Raw genomic sequence first — 16,642 nt, forward strand, 5'->3', positions numbered from 1 at the left:
CTCTGAGTTAAGCCTTGGAGCTTCCCGTTTGTCTTTTTATCGTCAGCGATCCGGAACGAATGGCTGCCCCAAGGAAGCCGGTGTGTTCATCATCGTCAAACGCTTGTTGCGCGAGATTAGAACGAGAACCACGATGGTTGCCAGATAGGGCAACGAAGAAAGCAGTTGCGAGGGAACCGGAATGCCGAAAGCCTGTGCATGAAGCTGGCCGATCCAGACCGCGCCGAAGATATAGGCGCCCGCCAGCACCCGCCATGGCCGCCATGATGCGAACACGACCAGCGCCAGCGCAATCCAGCCGCGCCCGGCGGTCATGTTCTCCACCCATTGCGGCGTATAGACCAGCGACAGGTGGCCCCCGGCAAGGCCCGCACAGGCGCCGCCGAAGATCACTGCCAGATAGCGGTAGCGGATGACCTTGATGCCAAGTGCATGGGCCGATGTGTGGCTGTCGCCGATCGAGCGCAGCGTCAGTCCGGTGCGGGTCTTGAACAGGAACCACATGACGGCGGCGGTCAATGCAATCGAGATGTAGAAGATCGGGTCCTGGCCGAACAGCAACCTGCCGACGATGGGCATCGCTGTCAGGCCGGGAATGTCGAGGTTTGGCAGCCTCGCGCCGGGCTGGCCGACAAAGCTGGTGCCCATCATGCCGGAAAGCCCCAGGCCGAGCAGTGTCAGCGACAGGCCGGTCGCAACCTGGTTGGTGGCCAGCGACAAGGTCATGACGGCGAACAGCAGTGAAAACACCGCACCCAGGGCGATCGCCGCCAACAACCCGATCCATGGCGATCCGGTGAGATAGCCGGCGCCGAAACCGCCGACCGCCCCCATGATCATCATGCCTTCGACGCCGAGATTGAGCACGCCGGAACGTTCGACCACCAGCTCGCCAATCGCCGCGATCAGCAAAGGCGTCGCCGCGGTTGCGATGGTCAAAAGAATGTTGACGGTGATGTCCATCAGCGGGCCTCCTCCAGCTTCGGCGCGGCTTCAAGCGTCGGCGCAGCCAGGCCGATCAGACGAATGCGGTAGTGAATGAGCGTGTCACAGCCGAGCACGAAGAACAGGAGCATGCCCTGGAACACGCGCGCCACCTTGTCGGAGATGCCGAGCGCGCTTTGCACCGCCTCGCCGCCAAGATAAGTCAGCGCCAGCACCAGGCCCGCCGCGACAATGCCTAATGGATTGAGCCGGCCGAGGAACGCCACGATGATGGCGGCAAAGCCGTAGCCGGGCGAAATCACCGGCTGCAGCTGGCCGATGGCGCCGGAGACTTCCGAGATGCCGGCAAGTCCGGCCAGTGCCCCCGACAGCATGAAGGCGAAGAACACCATCCGGTGGATGCCGAAGCCGGCGAAGCGCCCTGCCCTGGGGCTTGAGCCGAGCACGCGGACCTCAAAGCCTTTCAGCATGCGGCTCATCAGGATCCAGACCAGCACCGCCGCGACCAGCGCGAACACGAAACCCCAATTGGCGCGGCCGGAGGCCGGCATCAATTCCGGCAATATCGCCGAGTCGTTGAACTGTATCGTCTGCGGGAAATTGAAACCCTTCGGATCGCGCCACGGCCCGCGCACCAGCCAGTCGAGGAACAGCTGCGCGACATAGACCAGCATCAGGCTGGTCAGGATCTCGTTGGTGTTGAAGCGCGCCTTGAGCAGGGCGGGAATGGCGGCGTAGGCGGCACCGCCGACCATGCCGAACAGCAGCATCAGCGGCAGCACCAGCGGCCCTTCAAACTGCGGAAACAGCACCGGAATGCTCGATCCGACGATGCCGCCCAGGATGAACTGGCCTTCCGCGCCGATGTTCCAGATGTTGGCTCTGTAGCAAACCGACAGGCCGACCCCGATCAGGATGAGCGGTGCCGCCTTGATCGCCAGCTCATGCAGCTGCCAGACCTGACTGACAGGCTCGAGGAAATAGATTTGGAACGCCTTCAAGGGATTGACGCCAAGCAGCGCGAACAGGATGGCGCCGGCAATGATCGTCAGCACGAATGCAATGAAGGGCGACAGCGCCGAGAACAGCATCGAGCGCTGCGGCCGTTTGACGAGTTCGAGGCGCATCATGACGTCTCCAGAGCGTGTTCGGCGTGGCCCGGCTCGGCCCCGCCCATCAGCAGTCCGATCTTTTCGAACGTCGCCTCGGCGATCGGCAAAGGCTTCGACAACTCGCCATTGTGCATCACCGCGATCGCGTCGGATATCTCGAACAATTCGTCGAGATCCTGGCTGATGACCAGCACTGCCGAGCCGCTGCGCGCCAATTCGATAAGCGTCTGCCTGATATGGGCGGCCGCACCGGCGTCGACGCCCCAGGTCGGCTGATTGACGACCATGACGCTTGGCCTGCGGTCGAGTTCGCGGCCGACGATGAATTTCTGCAGGTTGCCGCCTGAAAGCGCTGCCGCCTCCGGGTCCGCAGAGCTCTTGCGCACATCCATCGCCTTGATGATGCGTTGGGCAGCTGCATAGATCGCATCGCTTTTGACCATTCCGCCGGCGCCGACAAAAACCTTGCCGTCGGTGGCATGGCGCGACAGCAGCAGGTTTTCCGAAAGCTTCATGCGCGGTGCTGCACCGTGGCCGAGCCGCTCTTCCGGCACGAAGGCAGCGCCCATCAGCCGTCTGCCGGTGATGCTGAGGTGGCCGGCGTCCTTGCCGCGGATACGCACCGAGGCGGCATCCTGCTGCGGCACCTCACCGGAAACGGATTCGAAGAACTCGCCCTGGCCGTTGCCGGCGACGCCTGCAATGCCGATCACTTCGCCGGCGCGTACGGCCAGGTTGATGTTTCTGAGCGGGATCGAGAACGGCGTTGCGGGCTTGCGGCTGAGCGCGCGGATTTCAAGCAGCGGCTGCGCAGTCTCGATACCCTGGGCCGGCGCGCGCACCACGGCCTGCACGTCGTTGCCGACCATCATGCGCGCCAGCGATGCCGCGGTTTCCTTGCGCGGATTGCAATGGCCAACGACCTTGCCGTGGCGCAGCACGGTAGCGCGGTCGCAGATACGCTTGACCTCTTCCAGCCGGTGCGAAATGTAGAGGATGGACTTTCCTTCCGAGCGCAGCCGTTCGAGCGTCTCGAACAGCTTGTCGGCTTCCTGCGGCGTCAGCACCGAGGTCGGCTCGTCGAGGATGATGAGCTGCGGCGTCTGCAGCAGACAGCGGATGATCTCGATACGCTGGCGCTCACCGACCGAGAGGTCGCCGACCAGCGATTGCGGATCGAGCGGCAGGCCGTAGCTATAGGAAAGCGCCCTCGCCTTCGCGGCGATCGTGCTGATCGGCGAACCGTCGTCCAGCGACAGCGCGATGTTCTCGGCCGCCGTCAGTGCCTCGAACAGCGAAAAATGCTGGAACACCATGCCGATGCCAAGCTTCTTCGCAAAGCCGGGATTGGTGATCGTGACCGCCTGGGCGTTCCAGAAAATCTCGCCCGAATTGGGCTCCAGCGTTCCGAACAGCATTTTGACGAGCGTCGACTTGCCGGCGCCGTTCTCGCCGAGCAACGCATGGATTTCGCCTTTTGCGACGATGAGATCGATATGGTCGCACGCTGTCAGTGTGCCGAACGTCTTGGTAAGGCCACGAACCTCAAGCAGGTTGGCGTCGTCCTGATTTGCACTCACAGTGCCTCCCATCTGGTTTGCCAGATATGTTCTGTGTTCCCGCAGGCATGGTATGCGTGGCCTGCTGTCATCGCAAAGCGGCACCCGTCTTGAAAGAGCTTCAAGAATTTCAGCGGAAACCTAACGCATCGGCCCGAAAATCGAAATCGATTTTCGGAAAGCACGATGCGCAGATTCAAAATGTCAGAGCGTGCTTTTGTGCGTCCAAGTGGACGCAGGTCGCTCCAAGCGATGGCAAGGCTCAGGGGACAAAAATGGTTGTCCCGGTCGTCCTGCGGCCTTCGAGGTCGGAATGCGCCCTGCCGGCGTCCTGGAGCGCGTAGCGCTGATTGATCTTGATCTTGACCGCGCCGCTGAGCACGATTTCGAACAGCGCGGCGGCGGACGCCTCCAGGTCTTCGCGCCTGGCGTTGTAGACGAACAGTGTTGGACGGGTTGCAAACAGCGAACCTTTCTGCGCCAGCAAGGACATGCTGAACGGCGGGACCGGTCCCGACGATTGGCCGAAGCTGGCGAACATGCCGAGCGGCTTCAGGCAGTCGAGCGAAGCCGGAAAGGTGTCGTTGCCGACCGAATCATAGACGACGTCGCACTTCTTGCCGCCGGTGATGGCGAGGACGCCGGCGACGAAGTCCTGCTCGCGGTAGTTGATGACGTGGTCGAAGCCATGCGCCTTGGCGAGCTCGATCTTGTCGGCGGAGCTGGCGGTGCCGATCACGGTTGCGCCGAGATGCTTGGCCCATTGGCCGAGGATCAGCCCGACGCCGCCGGCCGCCGCGTGAAACAGGATCGTGTCGCCCGCCTTCACCTTGAAAGTACGGCGCAGCAGGTATTCCGCCGTCATCCCTTTCAGCATCATGGCCGCCGCCTGTTCGTCGCTGATACCGTCCGGCACCTTGACGACGCGATCGGCCGCGATCACGCGCTGCTCGGCATAGGCGCCAGTCGTCACGGCGTAGGCGATGCGATCGCCCGGCTTCAGCCAGTCGACGTCCGCGCCCACTTCCACCACCACCCCGGCCGCCTCGCCGCCGGGTATCAGCGGGAAACCGCCTGGCGGCGGGTAAAGGCCGGAGCGATGATAGACGTCGATGAAATTGAGGCCGATCGCCGTGTGCCTGACCAGGATTTGCCCCGAGCCGGGTTGGCCCGGATCGGCGTCCTCATAGGTCAGGACCTCCGGACCGCCATGGGCGTGGATGCGTATTGCTTTGGACATTGATGAGGCTCTCTTGGGACCAGACTCTATGGGATCAGGTTTTCTTGGCGCCGAGCGTTGGAAAGAGCTGCATGATACCGCCGATGCATGCGAGGTAAAGTCCGGTGACCGTGATGCCGATCTTGGTGAAGACACTCACCTGCTCGCCCAGGACGCCGATCTGGTCGTAGAAGGCGGCAAGAGCTGCTTGCGCCAGCGCCAGCGCTCCGAAAGCGCACCATAGCAGCGTCATGCCAAGGTTGATCGGCCGCAGCCGCGCCACCCGCACCGGGTGGATGAAATTGATCGGAACAAAGGTCAGGATGCCGGCCACCACGACCACGGCGAAGGAAACCCATTGTCCCGGCTCGATGACGAACAGCGTGAACACCACCATGTTCCAGACCACGGGAAACCCCTTGAAGAAATTCTCCTTGGTCTTCATCCCGGTGTCGGCATAGTAGATCGCGCTCGACACGACGATGATCGCCGCCGACAGGAACGACAGGCCCTCGCCCATGAAGCCGCGCTGGTAAAGCGCGAAGGCCGGTATCAGCACATAGGTGACGTAATCGATGATGTTGTCGAGGAGTTCGCCCGACCACGTCGGCAGGATTTCCTTGACCTCGAGCTTCCTTGCGATCGGCCCGTCGATGCCGTCGACGAACAGCGCCAGCCCCAGCCACCAGAACATCGCCGTCCAGCGCTGCTCGCTCGCCGCCACCAGCGACAGGAACGCCAGGAACGAGCCTGATGCGGTCAGCAGATGCACCGAAAACGCGCGCGCCTGCGGCCATGTGACTTTCTTCTTCGGCCTCGGAATCTTGTCGGCGATTTTCCTGGCCGTGATTTTTCCGGCCGTGATTTTTCTGGCCGTTGTTTTTTTGCTCACGGGCCCCGCCAGTCCAGCTTGCAGATTTCGGCCGAGCGGCCGGCAAAATTCCAGTTGCGGCCGAAGGCCCGCATCTTGCTCTTGTCGGACCTGGCGACGATGATTTCCGGTGCGATCCAGTACTCCGAATTGCTGATCACCGTATCCTTGTCGCGGTCCTTGCCGGAAATCGGCGTTACGGCTCCATCGATGATCTTCGGGATCTGGAAGATTCGGGTCCTGTCGCGCGTCTCATAGGTGATCGGCGCCTGCTCGACGCCGAGGAACTTTCCGACCAGGATGGAGAGCAGCGAGGTGGTCCCGCCAGCCTTGCCGGTGAAAATCCTGGTCAGCGCCTTTACCGCGTAGACTGAGGCGCGCTTGTCGATGAACAGTCCGGCGGTCCAGTTGCCGCGGCTCATATAGCCGGGGATTTCCATGACCAGCCCAAGATTGAGGCCGGAAAGCTCGACCTCGCCGAAATGGCCGGCGTCGATGCGGAACCCCGCCCAGGTCTGACAATAGCCCTCGGTCGGCGGATGACTGCCGAGAGAGAGCACGCAAGGACAAAAAACCGTGCAATTGCAGGAGAGCACCAACTCTCCTTTCATTGCCCAGCCTTGATCCGCCATAGAATTCTCTCCCTATGCCGAGACTACTAGCAGGGCGGTTGCCCAGACAAGCAGTATCGCACCGGCGACCCGGGTTGGCAGCCTGCCCGCCGTCTGTTTTTCGATCAAGGTGAACAGGCCGATCAACGCCAACCAGAACACGTTCATCACACCGACGGCGAACATCACCAGCATCAGCGCCCAGCAGCAGCCGAGGCACCAGACGCCCTGCTCCATGCCGAGCCGGAAAATGCGGCCGGGCCTCGCGCTCCAGTTCGAAAACAGGATCGAGAACGGGCTTTTGCATTTTGTCAGGCAGGCTTCCTTCAGGCCGCTGAACTGATAGAGGCCAGCAACCAGAAGCGCAGCCGCTCCTGTCGCTCCGACCACCGGATCGAGCATCTGCACAGATGAGGCGAAGGCGTGAACGATGAGCGTCAGCGCCGCAAACACTGCCGACGCAGCCAACCACACGCTGAGGTAACCGGCGACCAGGATCAGCGGATGGACGACCGCTTCGCCCTTGATCCGCGCGGTATCGGCAATCTCGCAATAGGTGCGGATCATCGGTGCCGCCGAAGGCAGCATGGTGGCGACCGCCATCAGGAACCACATGACGATGAGCGCTCCGGCCTGCGCGCCGACGCCGCCGTCGAGCGGCGCAGGTGCAAGACAAAGGCTGAAGAAGCGCTCGAGAAGATCCGGCAGCGGCAGCCCCGGCAGGTGCCTGAGCATCGTGTCGCCGGGTGCATCCACGCCCGGAACCCGGCTTTCGGCGCCACGTATGGCCATGGCGCCAAGCAGCAGCCATGCCAGGACGACGGCTGCGCCCAAAACGATGTTCACCGCCAGTCGAGGATTGCGCGAGACGCTCGCCGCTGCGCGGCCGAAACGGTCGAGATGACTGAAATCATGGTCTTCGGCGGTCATGGCAGTCGAATGGGCCGAATCGCCGCGTTGATCAAGCCGCATGATCTGATCTATATGCTCCTCAGGTCGGACCGACCGCCTCGCATCGCAACCGGGAAGCCGAATTGGACCGTCGGGAAACAGCACGGATACTGGTGGCCGGCAGTGGCCCGGCAGGGCTGATTGCAGCGCTTGGTTTCGCAGACGCCGGCTTTCCCGTGACGCTCGTCGGACCCGAGGCAAATGGCCAGGACGGCCGCACGACGGCCCTGATGAACCCGGCCCTGAAGATCCTCGAGCGGTTGGGCGTCCTCGATGCGGTGAGGTCCCAGGCCGCACCGCTGAGGGTGATGCGCATCGTCGATGCAACCAGCCGGCTGATCCGCAGCCCGGTGGTCATTTTCCGCGCCAGCGAAATCGGCGAGCAGCAGTTCGGGCTGAATTTACCCAATAGTGCGCTCAACCCCGCACTTGCCCGTGTTGTTGCCGCCCATTCCGGCATCGAATGGCGAAAAGCGATGGTGGAGACCTGGCGCCTGGACGGCGACCATGCGCATGCGATCCTGCCTGACGGCAGCGAGATCACGGCATCGCTGGCCGTCGCTGCCGATGGCCGTTTGTCGCCGGCCCGCGAGGCTGCCGGCATCTCGACGTCGGCGCGGTCCTATCCGCAGGCGGCATTGGTTCTCAATTTCGGCCACCGCAGCGACCACTCTTTCACGTCGACCGAGTTCCACACCGAGACCGGCCCGTTCACCCAGGTTCCCCTGCCCGGCAACCGGTCCAGCCTTGTCTGGGTGGTAGAGCCGGAAACGGCGAAGGAACTCGCCGCACTGGACGACGCGGCGCTTTCGATGCGCGTCGAACAGCGGATGCAATCGATGCTGGGCCGGGTTTCCGTCGAACCCGGCCGGCAGATCTACCAGCTTTCCGGCGTGACGCCGCGGTGCTTCGCGCGCAACCGGGTCGCACTTGTCGGCGAAGCCGCCCATGTGTTTCCGCCGATCGGCGCACAAGGTCTCAACCTTGGTATCAGGGATATCGATGATCTGATTGGAATTGCTTGCAAAAACAGGGATGACCCGGGCGCCGTCAAGGCCCTCGCAGCCTATGATTTCAAGCGCCGGCCCGACATCCTGGCGCGCAGCAATGCGGTCAACCTGCTCAACAAATCGCTGCTCTCGCAGATGCTGCCGGCACAGATGGCGCGCAGTGCTGGCCTTGGCGTGCTCGGCGGATTCGCGCCGCTCCGCGCCTTTTTCATGCGCGAGGGGCTGCGGCCCGGCAGTGGTTTTGCAGCGCTCGCCGGCGGCTTAAGGAAACAGATCCGGCGCTAGCACAGGGCGGGCTGGCCCGTATTTGGCGTGGCGTCAAGCGTTCGGCATTGAAATCATGCGGCGTCTGCGTCAAATAGGTCAGGTATCAGCCATAAGTCGGGCTCGATTTTTTGAAGCGTAACGCGTAAATTCAAGGTCTTAGGGAGTCTTTGCGCATTCCAAGGACGCGGCACTCTAGGACTTAGTGGTGAGTACCATGATGAAAACAGCCAAATTTTCGATCGGACAGGTGGTCCGCCACCGGCTGTTTCCGTTCCGCGGCATCATTTTCGATGTCGACCCGCAATTCGCCAACACCGACGAATGGTACGAGGCGATCCCGGCGGATGTGCGGCCGCGCAAGGACCAGCCCTTCTACCACTTGCTCGCCGAGAATTCGGAAACGGAATACATCGCCTATGTGTCTGAGCAGAACCTGCTCGAGGACCGGTCTGGTGAACCGGTGCGGCATCCGGAGATCGGCGAGATGTTCGACAAGAGGCCGGACGGACGCTACGAGCCGAGACGCCAGTCAAGACATTGAGCTGACGAAAATCGCGGGGACCTGACGCGATTGCGGGCCTAGAAATGGCCGGACGGAACAAAAAAGCGGGGCATGACCCCGCTTTTTGTTGGCTTGAGAAATTGTCTTGTTTGCTCAGGAATCAGTTGGCGGTCTTCGCCTTGTCCTGTTCTTCCTTGAGCTTCTTGGCGAAGTCCTGGTTGTTCTTGGCAACGAAATCCTGAAGCTTCTTCTGCCGATCCTCGATGTCCGACTGCTGCAGCGGCGGCCCGTCGAAGGCGCCGCTGAAGCCGGTCAGAGCGACCTTGATCGGGTTCGGCTGGTTCTGGAAATTGACTGAGGTCAGCGTCAGGTTCGAACCCTTCTTGAAGGAACTGATGAGCTGATCGGTCAGCGGCACTTCCGCCACGCAGCGGTCGGGGAAGCAGATCACATAGTCGAGCTTCTGCGCCTTCGCGGTGTCGATCTGGAGGCCAATGCCGGGAGGAATCAGGCGACCGCTCGGAACCGTCACCTGGAACACCTTGCGGTTTACCTTGCCCTTCAATTCGATCAGGCTGACGCCGGTGACGAGCTGGCCGTTGCCGGCGGTGGTGATGTTCTGGACATTGCAGATGTCGACGTCTTCCTGCTTGGTGCAGGCTTTGAACCAGCCCTGCGGAATCTGCTGTTGCTGCTGCGCAAGAGCAGCGGGAAGCTGTGCGCCCAAAAAGCCGACCACGCCAGCGGCCATGACCGACAGGCGGTACGCGTTGCTGTTCAGGCTCGTCATATCGTGCACTTCCTCTCAAATGATCCCAAGACCGGCTTCTTCGCGCCGTGTGGTCCAGCTAACTGTTGTCGAAATGAGGCAACAGAATGACTTCGAACGGCGTGTTACACTGCAAGCGGTGCCGAATCCAGCCCGATGCCCGCAATTCTTGAGCTCGCGATTAGCCGGGAGGCGGTCGGCTCATGTTAGGGTGCGCTCCGAATCATCAAGCCGACCCGGTAAGGAGACGGTCATGGGCCGCGTTCTTGTTTGGCTGATCGCCGCGATTATCACCCTTTCGCCCCAGCCGGCCTTGTCGGAGCCGAAACACGCGATCGCCATGCAGGGCGAGCCGGCGCTGCCGGCCGACTATGCGCATTTCAACTACGTCAATCCCGATGCGCCGAAGGGCGGCAGCATCACCTATTGCGTCGTTGGCAGCTTCGACAATCTCAACCCGTTCATCCTGAAGAGCCTGCGCACGACGGCACGCGGCATGATCGACAGGATTTTCGGCAATCTCGTCTTCGAGCCGTTGATGCAGCGCAACGACGATGAGGCCTTCAGTCTTTACGGCCTGCTTGCCGACACTGCCGACATTGATCCGGAGCGCAAGAGCATCGAATTCCACCTCGATCCGAGGGCCAAATGGTCTGATGGTCAACCGGTGACTGCGGAAGACGTGCTGTTCACCTACGACGTCTTTACCGAGAAAGGCCGGCCACCCTACAGCGCCCGCATGAGCATGGTCGCCAAACTGGAAAAGACCGGCGACCGCAGCGTGCGCTTTAGATTCAACGACAAGGCTAATCGCGAGACTCCGTTGGTTATCGCGATGACGCCGATCGTGCCGAAGCACGCTTTCGACAAGGCGACCTTCGACAGGACCACGCTGAAACCGGTGATCGGCAGCGGCCCCTACACCGTGGCGCATGTGGCGCCTGGCCAGCGCATCGTGTTCAAGCGCAACCCGAATTATTGGGGCAAGGACATCCCCGCCAAGCGCGGTTTCGACAATTACGACCAGATCACCATCGAATATTTCCTCAACGCCAACGCCAAGCTGGAAGCTTTTAAGAAAGGCATCTGCGCCATCGCTGACGACAGCGATCCGGTCAAGCGCGAGCGAGATCTCGACTTCCCGGCCTTCCACAAGGGCGACGTGATCGCCGAAACGTTCGACACCGGCATCCCGCCAGTGGTGACGGGGTTCCTGTTCAACACGCGGCTGCAGAAGTTTTCCAATCCGGTGGTTCGACGCGCGCTCGGCATGCTCTACGACTTCGAATGGGCCAACAAGAACTTGTTTGGCGGCAAGTACATGCGCACCATGAGCTATTGGCAGAATTCCGAGTTGTCGGCACTCGGCCATCCGGCCGACGACAGGGAAAAGGCGCTCCTGGCGCCCTACCCGGGTCGTGTGCCAGCCGATGTCATGGACGGCACCTGGCGGCCACCTGTCACCGACGGCTCGGGCCAGGACCGCAAGGTGCTGAAAGCCGCCTTCGACATATTCAAGGGCGCGGGCTATGCCTTGCAGGATGGAGTGATGCTCGATCCCGAGGAGAAACCCTTCGGCTTCGAGATCCTGACCGCCTCCCAGAACGAGGAGCGCCTTGCCGCCATCTACCAGCGCACGCTTGCGAAGATCGGCATCGATGTCACCATCCGCAGCCTTGACGGCGACCAGATCCAGTCACGTAAGCAACGTTTCAATTTCGAGGTGCTGATCGGCGCCAGCGGCTTCGAGAACTCGCTGTCGCCGGGCATCGAGCAGTTCGGGCGCTGGGGATCGGCTGCCGCCAATGCCGAAGGGTCGTTCAACCTTGCCGGCGTCGCCGATCCGGCGATTGATGCAGCACTTGAGGCGATTGTCGACGCCCGCAGCCGCGAAGATTATGTTGCCGCCGTCCGGGTCCTCGACAGGTTGTTGATCTCCGGCCACTACATGGTTCCGATGCAGCACAACACGCAGCAATGGCTCGCCTACTGGAGCTATCTGGAACATCCGCGAAAGACCCCCATATCCGGTTATCGACTGCCGACATGGTGGCGCAAGCCGAAGTGACCTCTTCGGAACAGGAGATCAAGATGAGCGACGAGAAGTCGATTACCGTCGATGTGGTCTCCGACGTCGTCTGCCCCTGGTGCTTCATCGGCCAGAAGCGGCTCGACAAGGCGATCGCCGCGGCAAACGAGGTCAAGGTGCATATTCGCTGGCGGCCGTTCCAGCTCGACCCAACCATCCCGCCCGAAGGCAAGGATCGCCGCGAATACATGATGGCCAAGTTCGGCAGCGACGAACGCGTCAGCGAGATCCACGCCCGCATCGAGCCATTGGGCGAAGCCGAGGGCATCAACTTCGCCTTCGCCGCCATAAAGGTCGCGCCCAACACGCTGGACGCGCACCGCGTCATCCGCTGGGCTGGTGCCGCCGGCGAGGTCATGCAGAACCGGCTGGTGCGACGTCTGTTCCAGTTGAATTTCGAGGAAGGCGCCAATCTCGGCGATCATGTCGTGCTGATCAACGCCGCCCGCGAGGCCGGCATGGATGCGTCCGTCGTCGAGACGCTTTTGCCGACGGACGCCGATGTCGAGGCGGTGCGCACCGAAATCGCCACCGCATCGAGCATGGGTATCACGGGAGTGCCGTGCTTTCTGCTTGAGGGCAAGTATGCGGTGATGGGCGCGCAAGACGTTGACACGCTCACCGACGCCATTCGCCAGGTTGCGGCGGCGAAGGCGCGGGGCGAGTTGGAGAAAGCGAACTGATGGACGTCCTTCCATAGGCGCCTTTGGCGACATTGCCAAAGCAGCCACGCCCTCCGGGCCAACGCCCTCCGGTCACTTTCCGGCTGCCGCCAGGTCGATATGGCAACAAGGATGACGGCGCGCTTTGCGTCGATTCGTCTTCCGCAGCATAAAAATCGGCCGATCGATCACGCTCTTCCCATAACAAAACTGTGCAAAAAGCTTTCCCTTGGGGAAGATGCTGACGCTTGCACACGTGAATCAGCAACTCATTGATATTAGACGGATAATCTGCGTCGAGGGCGACCTCGCAAGGCGTTGCCGCTGTTGCTTAATGGCAACGGCCAGGGGTTCATCCTCCACAAGCCCGAGAAAAGATAATTGAAAATGATCAATTGGTGTTACTGTCTGTAACAAAACTAAAAGAGGGTTGGGCGGGATTGTGATTCGGGTCGGTAGACCAGGGCGACATTCAATATCGGAAAAATGGCTCCGCGGTGCCGCAAGGCCGCCGCTCCTGACACCAGTTTCCTCGATGCGCAGCTTCTGGGGACTGATGCGGGCCTACTGGTTCTCGGACCGCTGGGTGGAGGCCTGGACGATGACGCTGGTCATCGCCCTGTTTACCGCGCTCTCCAGCAAGGCTGGCGTCTGGTTCGCCGAAGCATCCGGGGAACTGGTCAACTCGATTGCCTTCTACCACGATGCCGCGAACACCACGCCGCTCGCATCCCTGCTCACCAACGCCGGCGTGCTCATCCTTCTGGTCGTGCTCAAGGACGCGGGCTTTACCGGCATCCGCACTTTTGTTTCCGCGACGCTGCATCGCAAATGGCGCGCTTGGCTGGACAGCCGTTTCAACGCAGCGCTTCTCGACACCAATCACACGCATTTCCATGCTCAGCACGGTTCCTCCGGCGCTGCTGCCCCCGACAACATCGACCAGCGTGTCCAGGAATCGATCAAGGACATGACCGGCGGAGCCATCGGCCTCGCCATCGGGGTGATGGCTGTCGCCACATCGCTTTATTTCGTCGGCCGGAAACTGCTTGAAACCTCGGCAGAGGTGAAAGGGCTGGAGTTCCTCGGCAGCTATGGCAGCGCGGTCTTGGCTTTCCTGGCGGTCGCCATTTACGTGCCGCTGAACACCTGGATCGCGGTGAAGCTCGGCAGGTTGCTGGAACGGATCAACATCCGGATGCAGCAATCCGAAGGCAGTTATCGCGGCGAGCTGACCACGTTCCTGCGCCGCAGTTTCCATGTCGCCGCCTCTCAGGGCGAGAATGTGCAAAAGACGATGCACGAACGGCTTTATGTCGACATCGACCGCACCTGGGCAAGGCTGAACATCGTCCACACCAGCTATCGTTCTTTCGAGCTGGTCTACACTTTCATCGGCGCCCGCATTGTCGCCTATGCGCCGGGCCTGGTGCCCTATATCCACAACCGTTTCGACCTCAAGGGCTACATAACGGGCTCCGAGATGGTCAACTCACTCATCAATCAATGTTCGTGGTTCATCCATGTCATGCCTTCCATTGCGGCGCTGCGCGCCAACAGCCTACGCGTGACCGAACTCGCCAACGCGATCGAAAACGTCCAACACCCGCAGGAATTCTACAGTCTCACCGGCTGTTCCGATTTCCGCTACGACCGTCAGAACCCGGTTTTCGGCTTGACCATCCAGAAACTCGAGCTGGCCCACCAGGGCGAGGACGCCACCCCCTTCCTGAGTGCTGCGAATTTGCGCTTCCGGCGTGGCGAGTGGACGTTCCTGAAGGGCGAATCCGGCTGCGGCAAGACATCGCTGATCAAGGCGATCAACGGCCTGTGGCCCTATGGCCGCGGCTCCATCGTCTTCCCGGAAGGGGTCGAAAGTTTCTATGCCGCCCAGGAGGTCAAGCTGCAGCAGGTCTCGCTGAAGCAACTGGTCTGCCTGCCCGGTTCAGAGCGCGATCACACCGACACGCAGGTTGCATCGGCTCTGCACAAAGCCGGCCTTGGCGATTTCATCGAACACATGACCGATGAAAGCCGTGACGGAATGAGCTGGGACCAGGTGCTTTCGGGCGGCCAGAAACAGAAGCTGGTTGTCGCTCGTATCGTGCTGCAGCAGCCGGGGCTGCTGTTCCTCGACGAAGCGACCGGGGCGCTCGATCCGGAAGGGAAGATTGCCTTCCATCAAGCGATCAAGGACAATTGTCCAGATGTCATGGTGATCTCGATCATGCACGAGGCCGTGCCGCCAAGGTCGCTTTCAGGCGCCGAATTCTACCACAGCATCGTTGCCATCGCGGACGGCGTCGCGACCAAAAAGCCGCTGGCGCCGAGCCTGCCGGTCGAGCTCACCACCATTCTCGCGCACCCCAGGCCAGTCGAGGAAACAAGGCCGGTCGAGGAAAGATGGCTGCGCTTCCCTCGCCGCATCAGGCAGAAATAGCGGCGAACAGAATATCGTTGCACAGTGTCGCATCGGATTGGTGATCTGCGGTCGAGTGGCGCTGCACCATTGCCTTGGTGCATAGATGCACCATTGGTGACGATACGGGCAAAACGTCAGGCGCGCTCGCCGTCCCTCACCCGGTAGGTCGGCTTGTACATGGTGACGAGTTCTTCCGCCGCAGTCGGGTGCACGGCCATCGTGCGATCGAAGTCATCCTTGGTCAGCCCGGCCTTCAGCGGAATGCCGAGAAGCTGCGCCATCTCGCCGGCATCAGGCCCGAGGATATGGGCGCCGAGCACCTTTTTCGAGGCGCCGTCGACCACCAGCTTCATCAGCATCTTTTCGTCGCGGCCCGACAGCGTGTTGCGCATCGGCCGGAAGCTGGCGCGGTAGACCTCAACGTCGGAAAAACGCTTTATGGCCTCGTCTTCCGACAGGCCGACCGTGCCGATCTCGGGCTGCGAGAACACCGCGGTGGCGATCGTTTCATGGTCGGGCGAGGTCGGGTTGCCCTTGAAGGCGGTCTCGACGAAACACATCGCCTCATGGATCGCCACCGGCGTCAGTTGCACGCGGTTGGTGACGTCGCCGATCGCCCAGATGTTGTCGATGCTGGTGCGCGAATATTGGTCCACATGGATAGCGCCGGTCCTGGTTATCTCGATGCCGACGCCCTCAATCCCCATGTTTTCGGTATTGGGCAGACGGCCGATGGCGAGCATGACCTGATCGACCGTCAGCACCTTGCCACCGGTGACGACAGCGTCGAGGCGCCCGTCGGGACGCTTCCTGACCCATTCGGACACGGCATGGCAGAGGATTTTTATCCCCTTCTTTTCCATCGTCTCGTGCAGCATGCGCCTGAGATCCATGTCGAAGCGAGAGAGGATCTCCTTGCCGCGATAGACCAGCGTTGTGTCGACGCCGAGGCCGTGAAAGATGTTGGCGAATTCGACGGCAATATAGCCGCCGCCCTCGATCATGATCGCGTCAGGCAATTCCTTGAGATCGAAGGCCTCGTTGGAAAAGATACAATGCTCATGGCCGGGCAGAGCCGGGTGCGGTGCCGGGCGGCCGCCGGTGGCGATGAGAATCTGGTCGGCGGTGACGGTGCGGTCCTCGCCGAGAAGATGCACCGCATGCGGATCGACCAGCATGGCGCGTGACTGAAACGTCTCGCCGCCGGCGCCTTGGACATTTTTCCTGTAGATAGCTTCCAGCCGGCTGATCTCGCGATCCTTGTTGGCAACCAGTGTCTGCCAGTCGAAGCTCGCCTGCGGCACGGTCCAGCCGTAACCGGCGGCGTCGGCAAAGTGCTCGGGAAATTGCGAGGCATAGACATAGAGCTTTTTCGGCACGCAGCCGCGGATGACGCAGGTGCCGCCATAGCGGTATTCCTCGGCGATGCCGACGCGCTTGCCGAGTGCCGCCGCCACGCGCGCCGCCCTCACCCCGCCGGAGCCGCCGCCGATGACGAAAAGATCGTAGTCATAGACGGCCATGGCGCGGCTCCTTGCCCTTCAAAATGTCTGAGACAGGTAGGCTGCAAACCGCCAAAAGAAAAGCCCGGACGCCGCGCATCCTGTCGGACGCGCAACGGAGGCGGGCTTTCCGGTCCAGCAGCGATGACGC

At 61.6% G+C, this 16,642-nt stretch carries 14 protein-coding genes; 5 read left to right on the forward strand and 9 right to left on the reverse strand.

The window, feature by feature from the left end:
* Nucleotides 1-42: 42 nt before the first annotated feature.
* The 7 genes from AC0L2M_RS29030 to AC0L2M_RS29060 form a co-directional block, all read right to left on the reverse strand.
* On the reverse strand, nt 43-963 hold the full coding sequence (locus AC0L2M_RS29030; RefSeq protein ID WP_128172541.1) for an ABC transporter permease: 921 nt from the start codon (nt 961-963) through the stop codon (nt 43-45).
* The gene (locus AC0L2M_RS29035; RefSeq protein ID WP_128169542.1) at nt 963-2,075 is read right to left on the reverse strand and encodes an ABC transporter permease; all 1,113 of its coding nucleotides are present in this window, start codon (nt 2,073-2,075) and stop codon (nt 963-965) included. The genes AC0L2M_RS29030 and AC0L2M_RS29035 overlap by 1 nt, the downstream gene beginning before the upstream one ends.
* Nucleotides 2,072-3,649 carry an ABC transporter ATP-binding protein gene (locus AC0L2M_RS29040; protein WP_473536543.1) on the reverse strand — a complete coding sequence of 526 codons (1,578 nt, stop codon included), beginning with the start codon at nt 3,647-3,649 and terminating at the stop codon, nt 2,072-2,074. Before AC0L2M_RS29040 ends, AC0L2M_RS29035 begins: the two co-directional genes overlap by 4 nt.
* Nucleotides 3,650-3,878: 229 nt before the next feature.
* On the reverse strand, nt 3,879-4,856 hold the full coding sequence (locus tag AC0L2M_RS29045; RefSeq protein ID WP_473536545.1) for a quinone oxidoreductase family protein: 978 nt from the start codon (nt 4,854-4,856) through the stop codon (nt 3,879-3,881).
* 34 nt (nt 4,857-4,890) lie between these two features.
* Nucleotides 4,891-5,727 carry a phosphatidylcholine synthase gene (gene pcsA / locus AC0L2M_RS29050; protein WP_023801839.1) on the reverse strand — a complete coding sequence of 279 codons (837 nt, stop codon included), beginning with the start codon at nt 5,725-5,727 and terminating at the stop codon, nt 4,891-4,893.
* Nucleotides 5,724-6,338, reverse strand: coding sequence for a DUF1326 domain-containing protein (locus AC0L2M_RS29055; protein ID WP_023801840.1), 615 nt, complete (start codon nt 6,336-6,338; stop codon nt 5,724-5,726). Before AC0L2M_RS29055 ends, pcsA begins: the two co-directional genes overlap by 4 nt.
* 12 nt (nt 6,339-6,350) lie before the next feature.
* Nucleotides 6,351-7,289 carry a DUF2182 domain-containing protein gene (locus tag AC0L2M_RS29060; RefSeq protein ID WP_287342571.1) on the reverse strand — a complete coding sequence of 313 codons (939 nt, stop codon included), beginning with the start codon at nt 7,287-7,289 and terminating at the stop codon, nt 6,351-6,353.
* 62 nt (nt 7,290-7,351) lie between these two features.
* On the opposite strand from AC0L2M_RS29060, the gene AC0L2M_RS29065 reads away from it, so the two are divergent.
* Nucleotides 7,352-8,563, forward strand: a complete 1,212-nt coding sequence (locus tag AC0L2M_RS29065) for a UbiH/UbiF family hydroxylase (protein WP_473536546.1) — start codon at nt 7,352-7,354, stop codon at nt 8,561-8,563.
* 199 nt (nt 8,564-8,762) lie between these two features.
* Nucleotides 8,763-9,086, forward strand: coding sequence for a heat shock protein HspQ (hspQ, locus tag AC0L2M_RS29070; protein ID WP_023801843.1), 324 nt, complete (start codon nt 8,763-8,765; stop codon nt 9,084-9,086).
* A gap of 121 nt (nt 9,087-9,207) precedes the next feature.
* Here hspQ and AC0L2M_RS29075 read toward each other — a convergent pair whose 3' ends face one another.
* Nucleotides 9,208-9,837 carry an invasion associated locus B family protein gene (locus tag AC0L2M_RS29075; protein WP_023801844.1) on the reverse strand — a complete coding sequence of 210 codons (630 nt, stop codon included), beginning with the start codon at nt 9,835-9,837 and terminating at the stop codon, nt 9,208-9,210.
* 232 nt (nt 9,838-10,069) lie between these two features.
* Between AC0L2M_RS29075 and AC0L2M_RS29080 the strand changes: the two genes are divergently transcribed.
* The 3 genes from AC0L2M_RS29080 to AC0L2M_RS29090 all read left to right on the forward strand — a co-directional run bounded on the left by AC0L2M_RS29080 (nt 10,070) and on the right by AC0L2M_RS29090 (nt 15,007).
* Nucleotides 10,070-11,884: an extracellular solute-binding protein gene (locus tag AC0L2M_RS29080; protein WP_473536548.1), complete on the forward strand. Its 1,815-nt coding sequence runs from the start codon at nt 10,070-10,072 to the stop codon at nt 11,882-11,884.
* 23 nt (nt 11,885-11,907) lie between these two features.
* Nucleotides 11,908-12,588: a DsbA family oxidoreductase gene (locus AC0L2M_RS29085; RefSeq protein ID WP_473536549.1), complete on the forward strand. Its 681-nt coding sequence runs from the start codon at nt 11,908-11,910 to the stop codon at nt 12,586-12,588.
* 514 nt (nt 12,589-13,102) lie between these two features.
* Entirely contained in the window at nt 13,103-15,007 is a 1,905-nt protein-coding gene (locus AC0L2M_RS29090; protein WP_473536551.1) for an ABC transporter ATP-binding protein/permease, read from the forward strand.
* A 116-nt stretch (nt 15,008-15,123) separates the two neighbouring features.
* On the opposite strand, the gene gor is transcribed toward AC0L2M_RS29090, so the two are convergent.
* On the reverse strand, nt 15,124-16,512 hold the full coding sequence (gene gor / locus AC0L2M_RS29095) for a glutathione-disulfide reductase (protein ID WP_128172532.1): 1,389 nt from the start codon (nt 16,510-16,512) through the stop codon (nt 15,124-15,126).
* Between the last annotated feature and the right edge of the window lie 130 nt (nt 16,513-16,642).

The organism is Mesorhizobium sp. WSM4806 (assembly GCF_055811635.1).

What these genes read in the sequence shown, in the direction of transcription:
- AC0L2M_RS29080 (WP_473536548.1), top strand. Translation starts at nt 10,070, where the DNA reads ATGGGCCGCGTTCTTGTTTGGCTGATCGCCGCGATTATCACCCTTTCG.
- AC0L2M_RS29030 (WP_128172541.1), bottom strand. Translation starts at nt 963, where the DNA reads ATGGACATCACCGTCAACATTCTTTTGACCATCGCAACCGCGGCGACG.
- AC0L2M_RS29060 (WP_287342571.1), bottom strand. Translation starts at nt 7,289, where the DNA reads ATGCGGCTTGATCAACGCGGCGATTCGGCCCATTCGACTGCCATGACC.
- gor (WP_128172532.1), bottom strand. Translation starts at nt 16,512, where the DNA reads ATGGCCGTCTATGACTACGATCTTTTCGTCATCGGCGGCGGCTCCGGC.
- AC0L2M_RS29040 (WP_473536543.1), bottom strand. Translation starts at nt 3,649, where the DNA reads ATGGGAGGCACTGTGAGTGCAAATCAGGACGACGCCAACCTGCTTGAG.
- AC0L2M_RS29085 (WP_473536549.1), top strand. Translation starts at nt 11,908, where the DNA reads ATGAGCGACGAGAAGTCGATTACCGTCGATGTGGTCTCCGACGTCGTC.
- AC0L2M_RS29035 (WP_128169542.1), bottom strand. Translation starts at nt 2,075, where the DNA reads ATGATGCGCCTCGAACTCGTCAAACGGCCGCAGCGCTCGATGCTGTTC.
- AC0L2M_RS29075 (WP_023801844.1), bottom strand. Translation starts at nt 9,837, where the DNA reads ATGACGAGCCTGAACAGCAACGCGTACCGCCTGTCGGTCATGGCCGCT.
- hspQ (WP_023801843.1), top strand. Translation starts at nt 8,763, where the DNA reads ATGAAAACAGCCAAATTTTCGATCGGACAGGTGGTCCGCCACCGGCTG.
- AC0L2M_RS29055 (WP_023801840.1), bottom strand. Translation starts at nt 6,338, where the DNA reads ATGGCGGATCAAGGCTGGGCAATGAAAGGAGAGTTGGTGCTCTCCTGC.
- AC0L2M_RS29090 (WP_473536551.1), top strand. Translation starts at nt 13,103, where the DNA reads ATGCGCAGCTTCTGGGGACTGATGCGGGCCTACTGGTTCTCGGACCGC.
- AC0L2M_RS29045 (WP_473536545.1), bottom strand. Translation starts at nt 4,856, where the DNA reads ATGTCCAAAGCAATACGCATCCACGCCCATGGCGGTCCGGAGGTCCTG.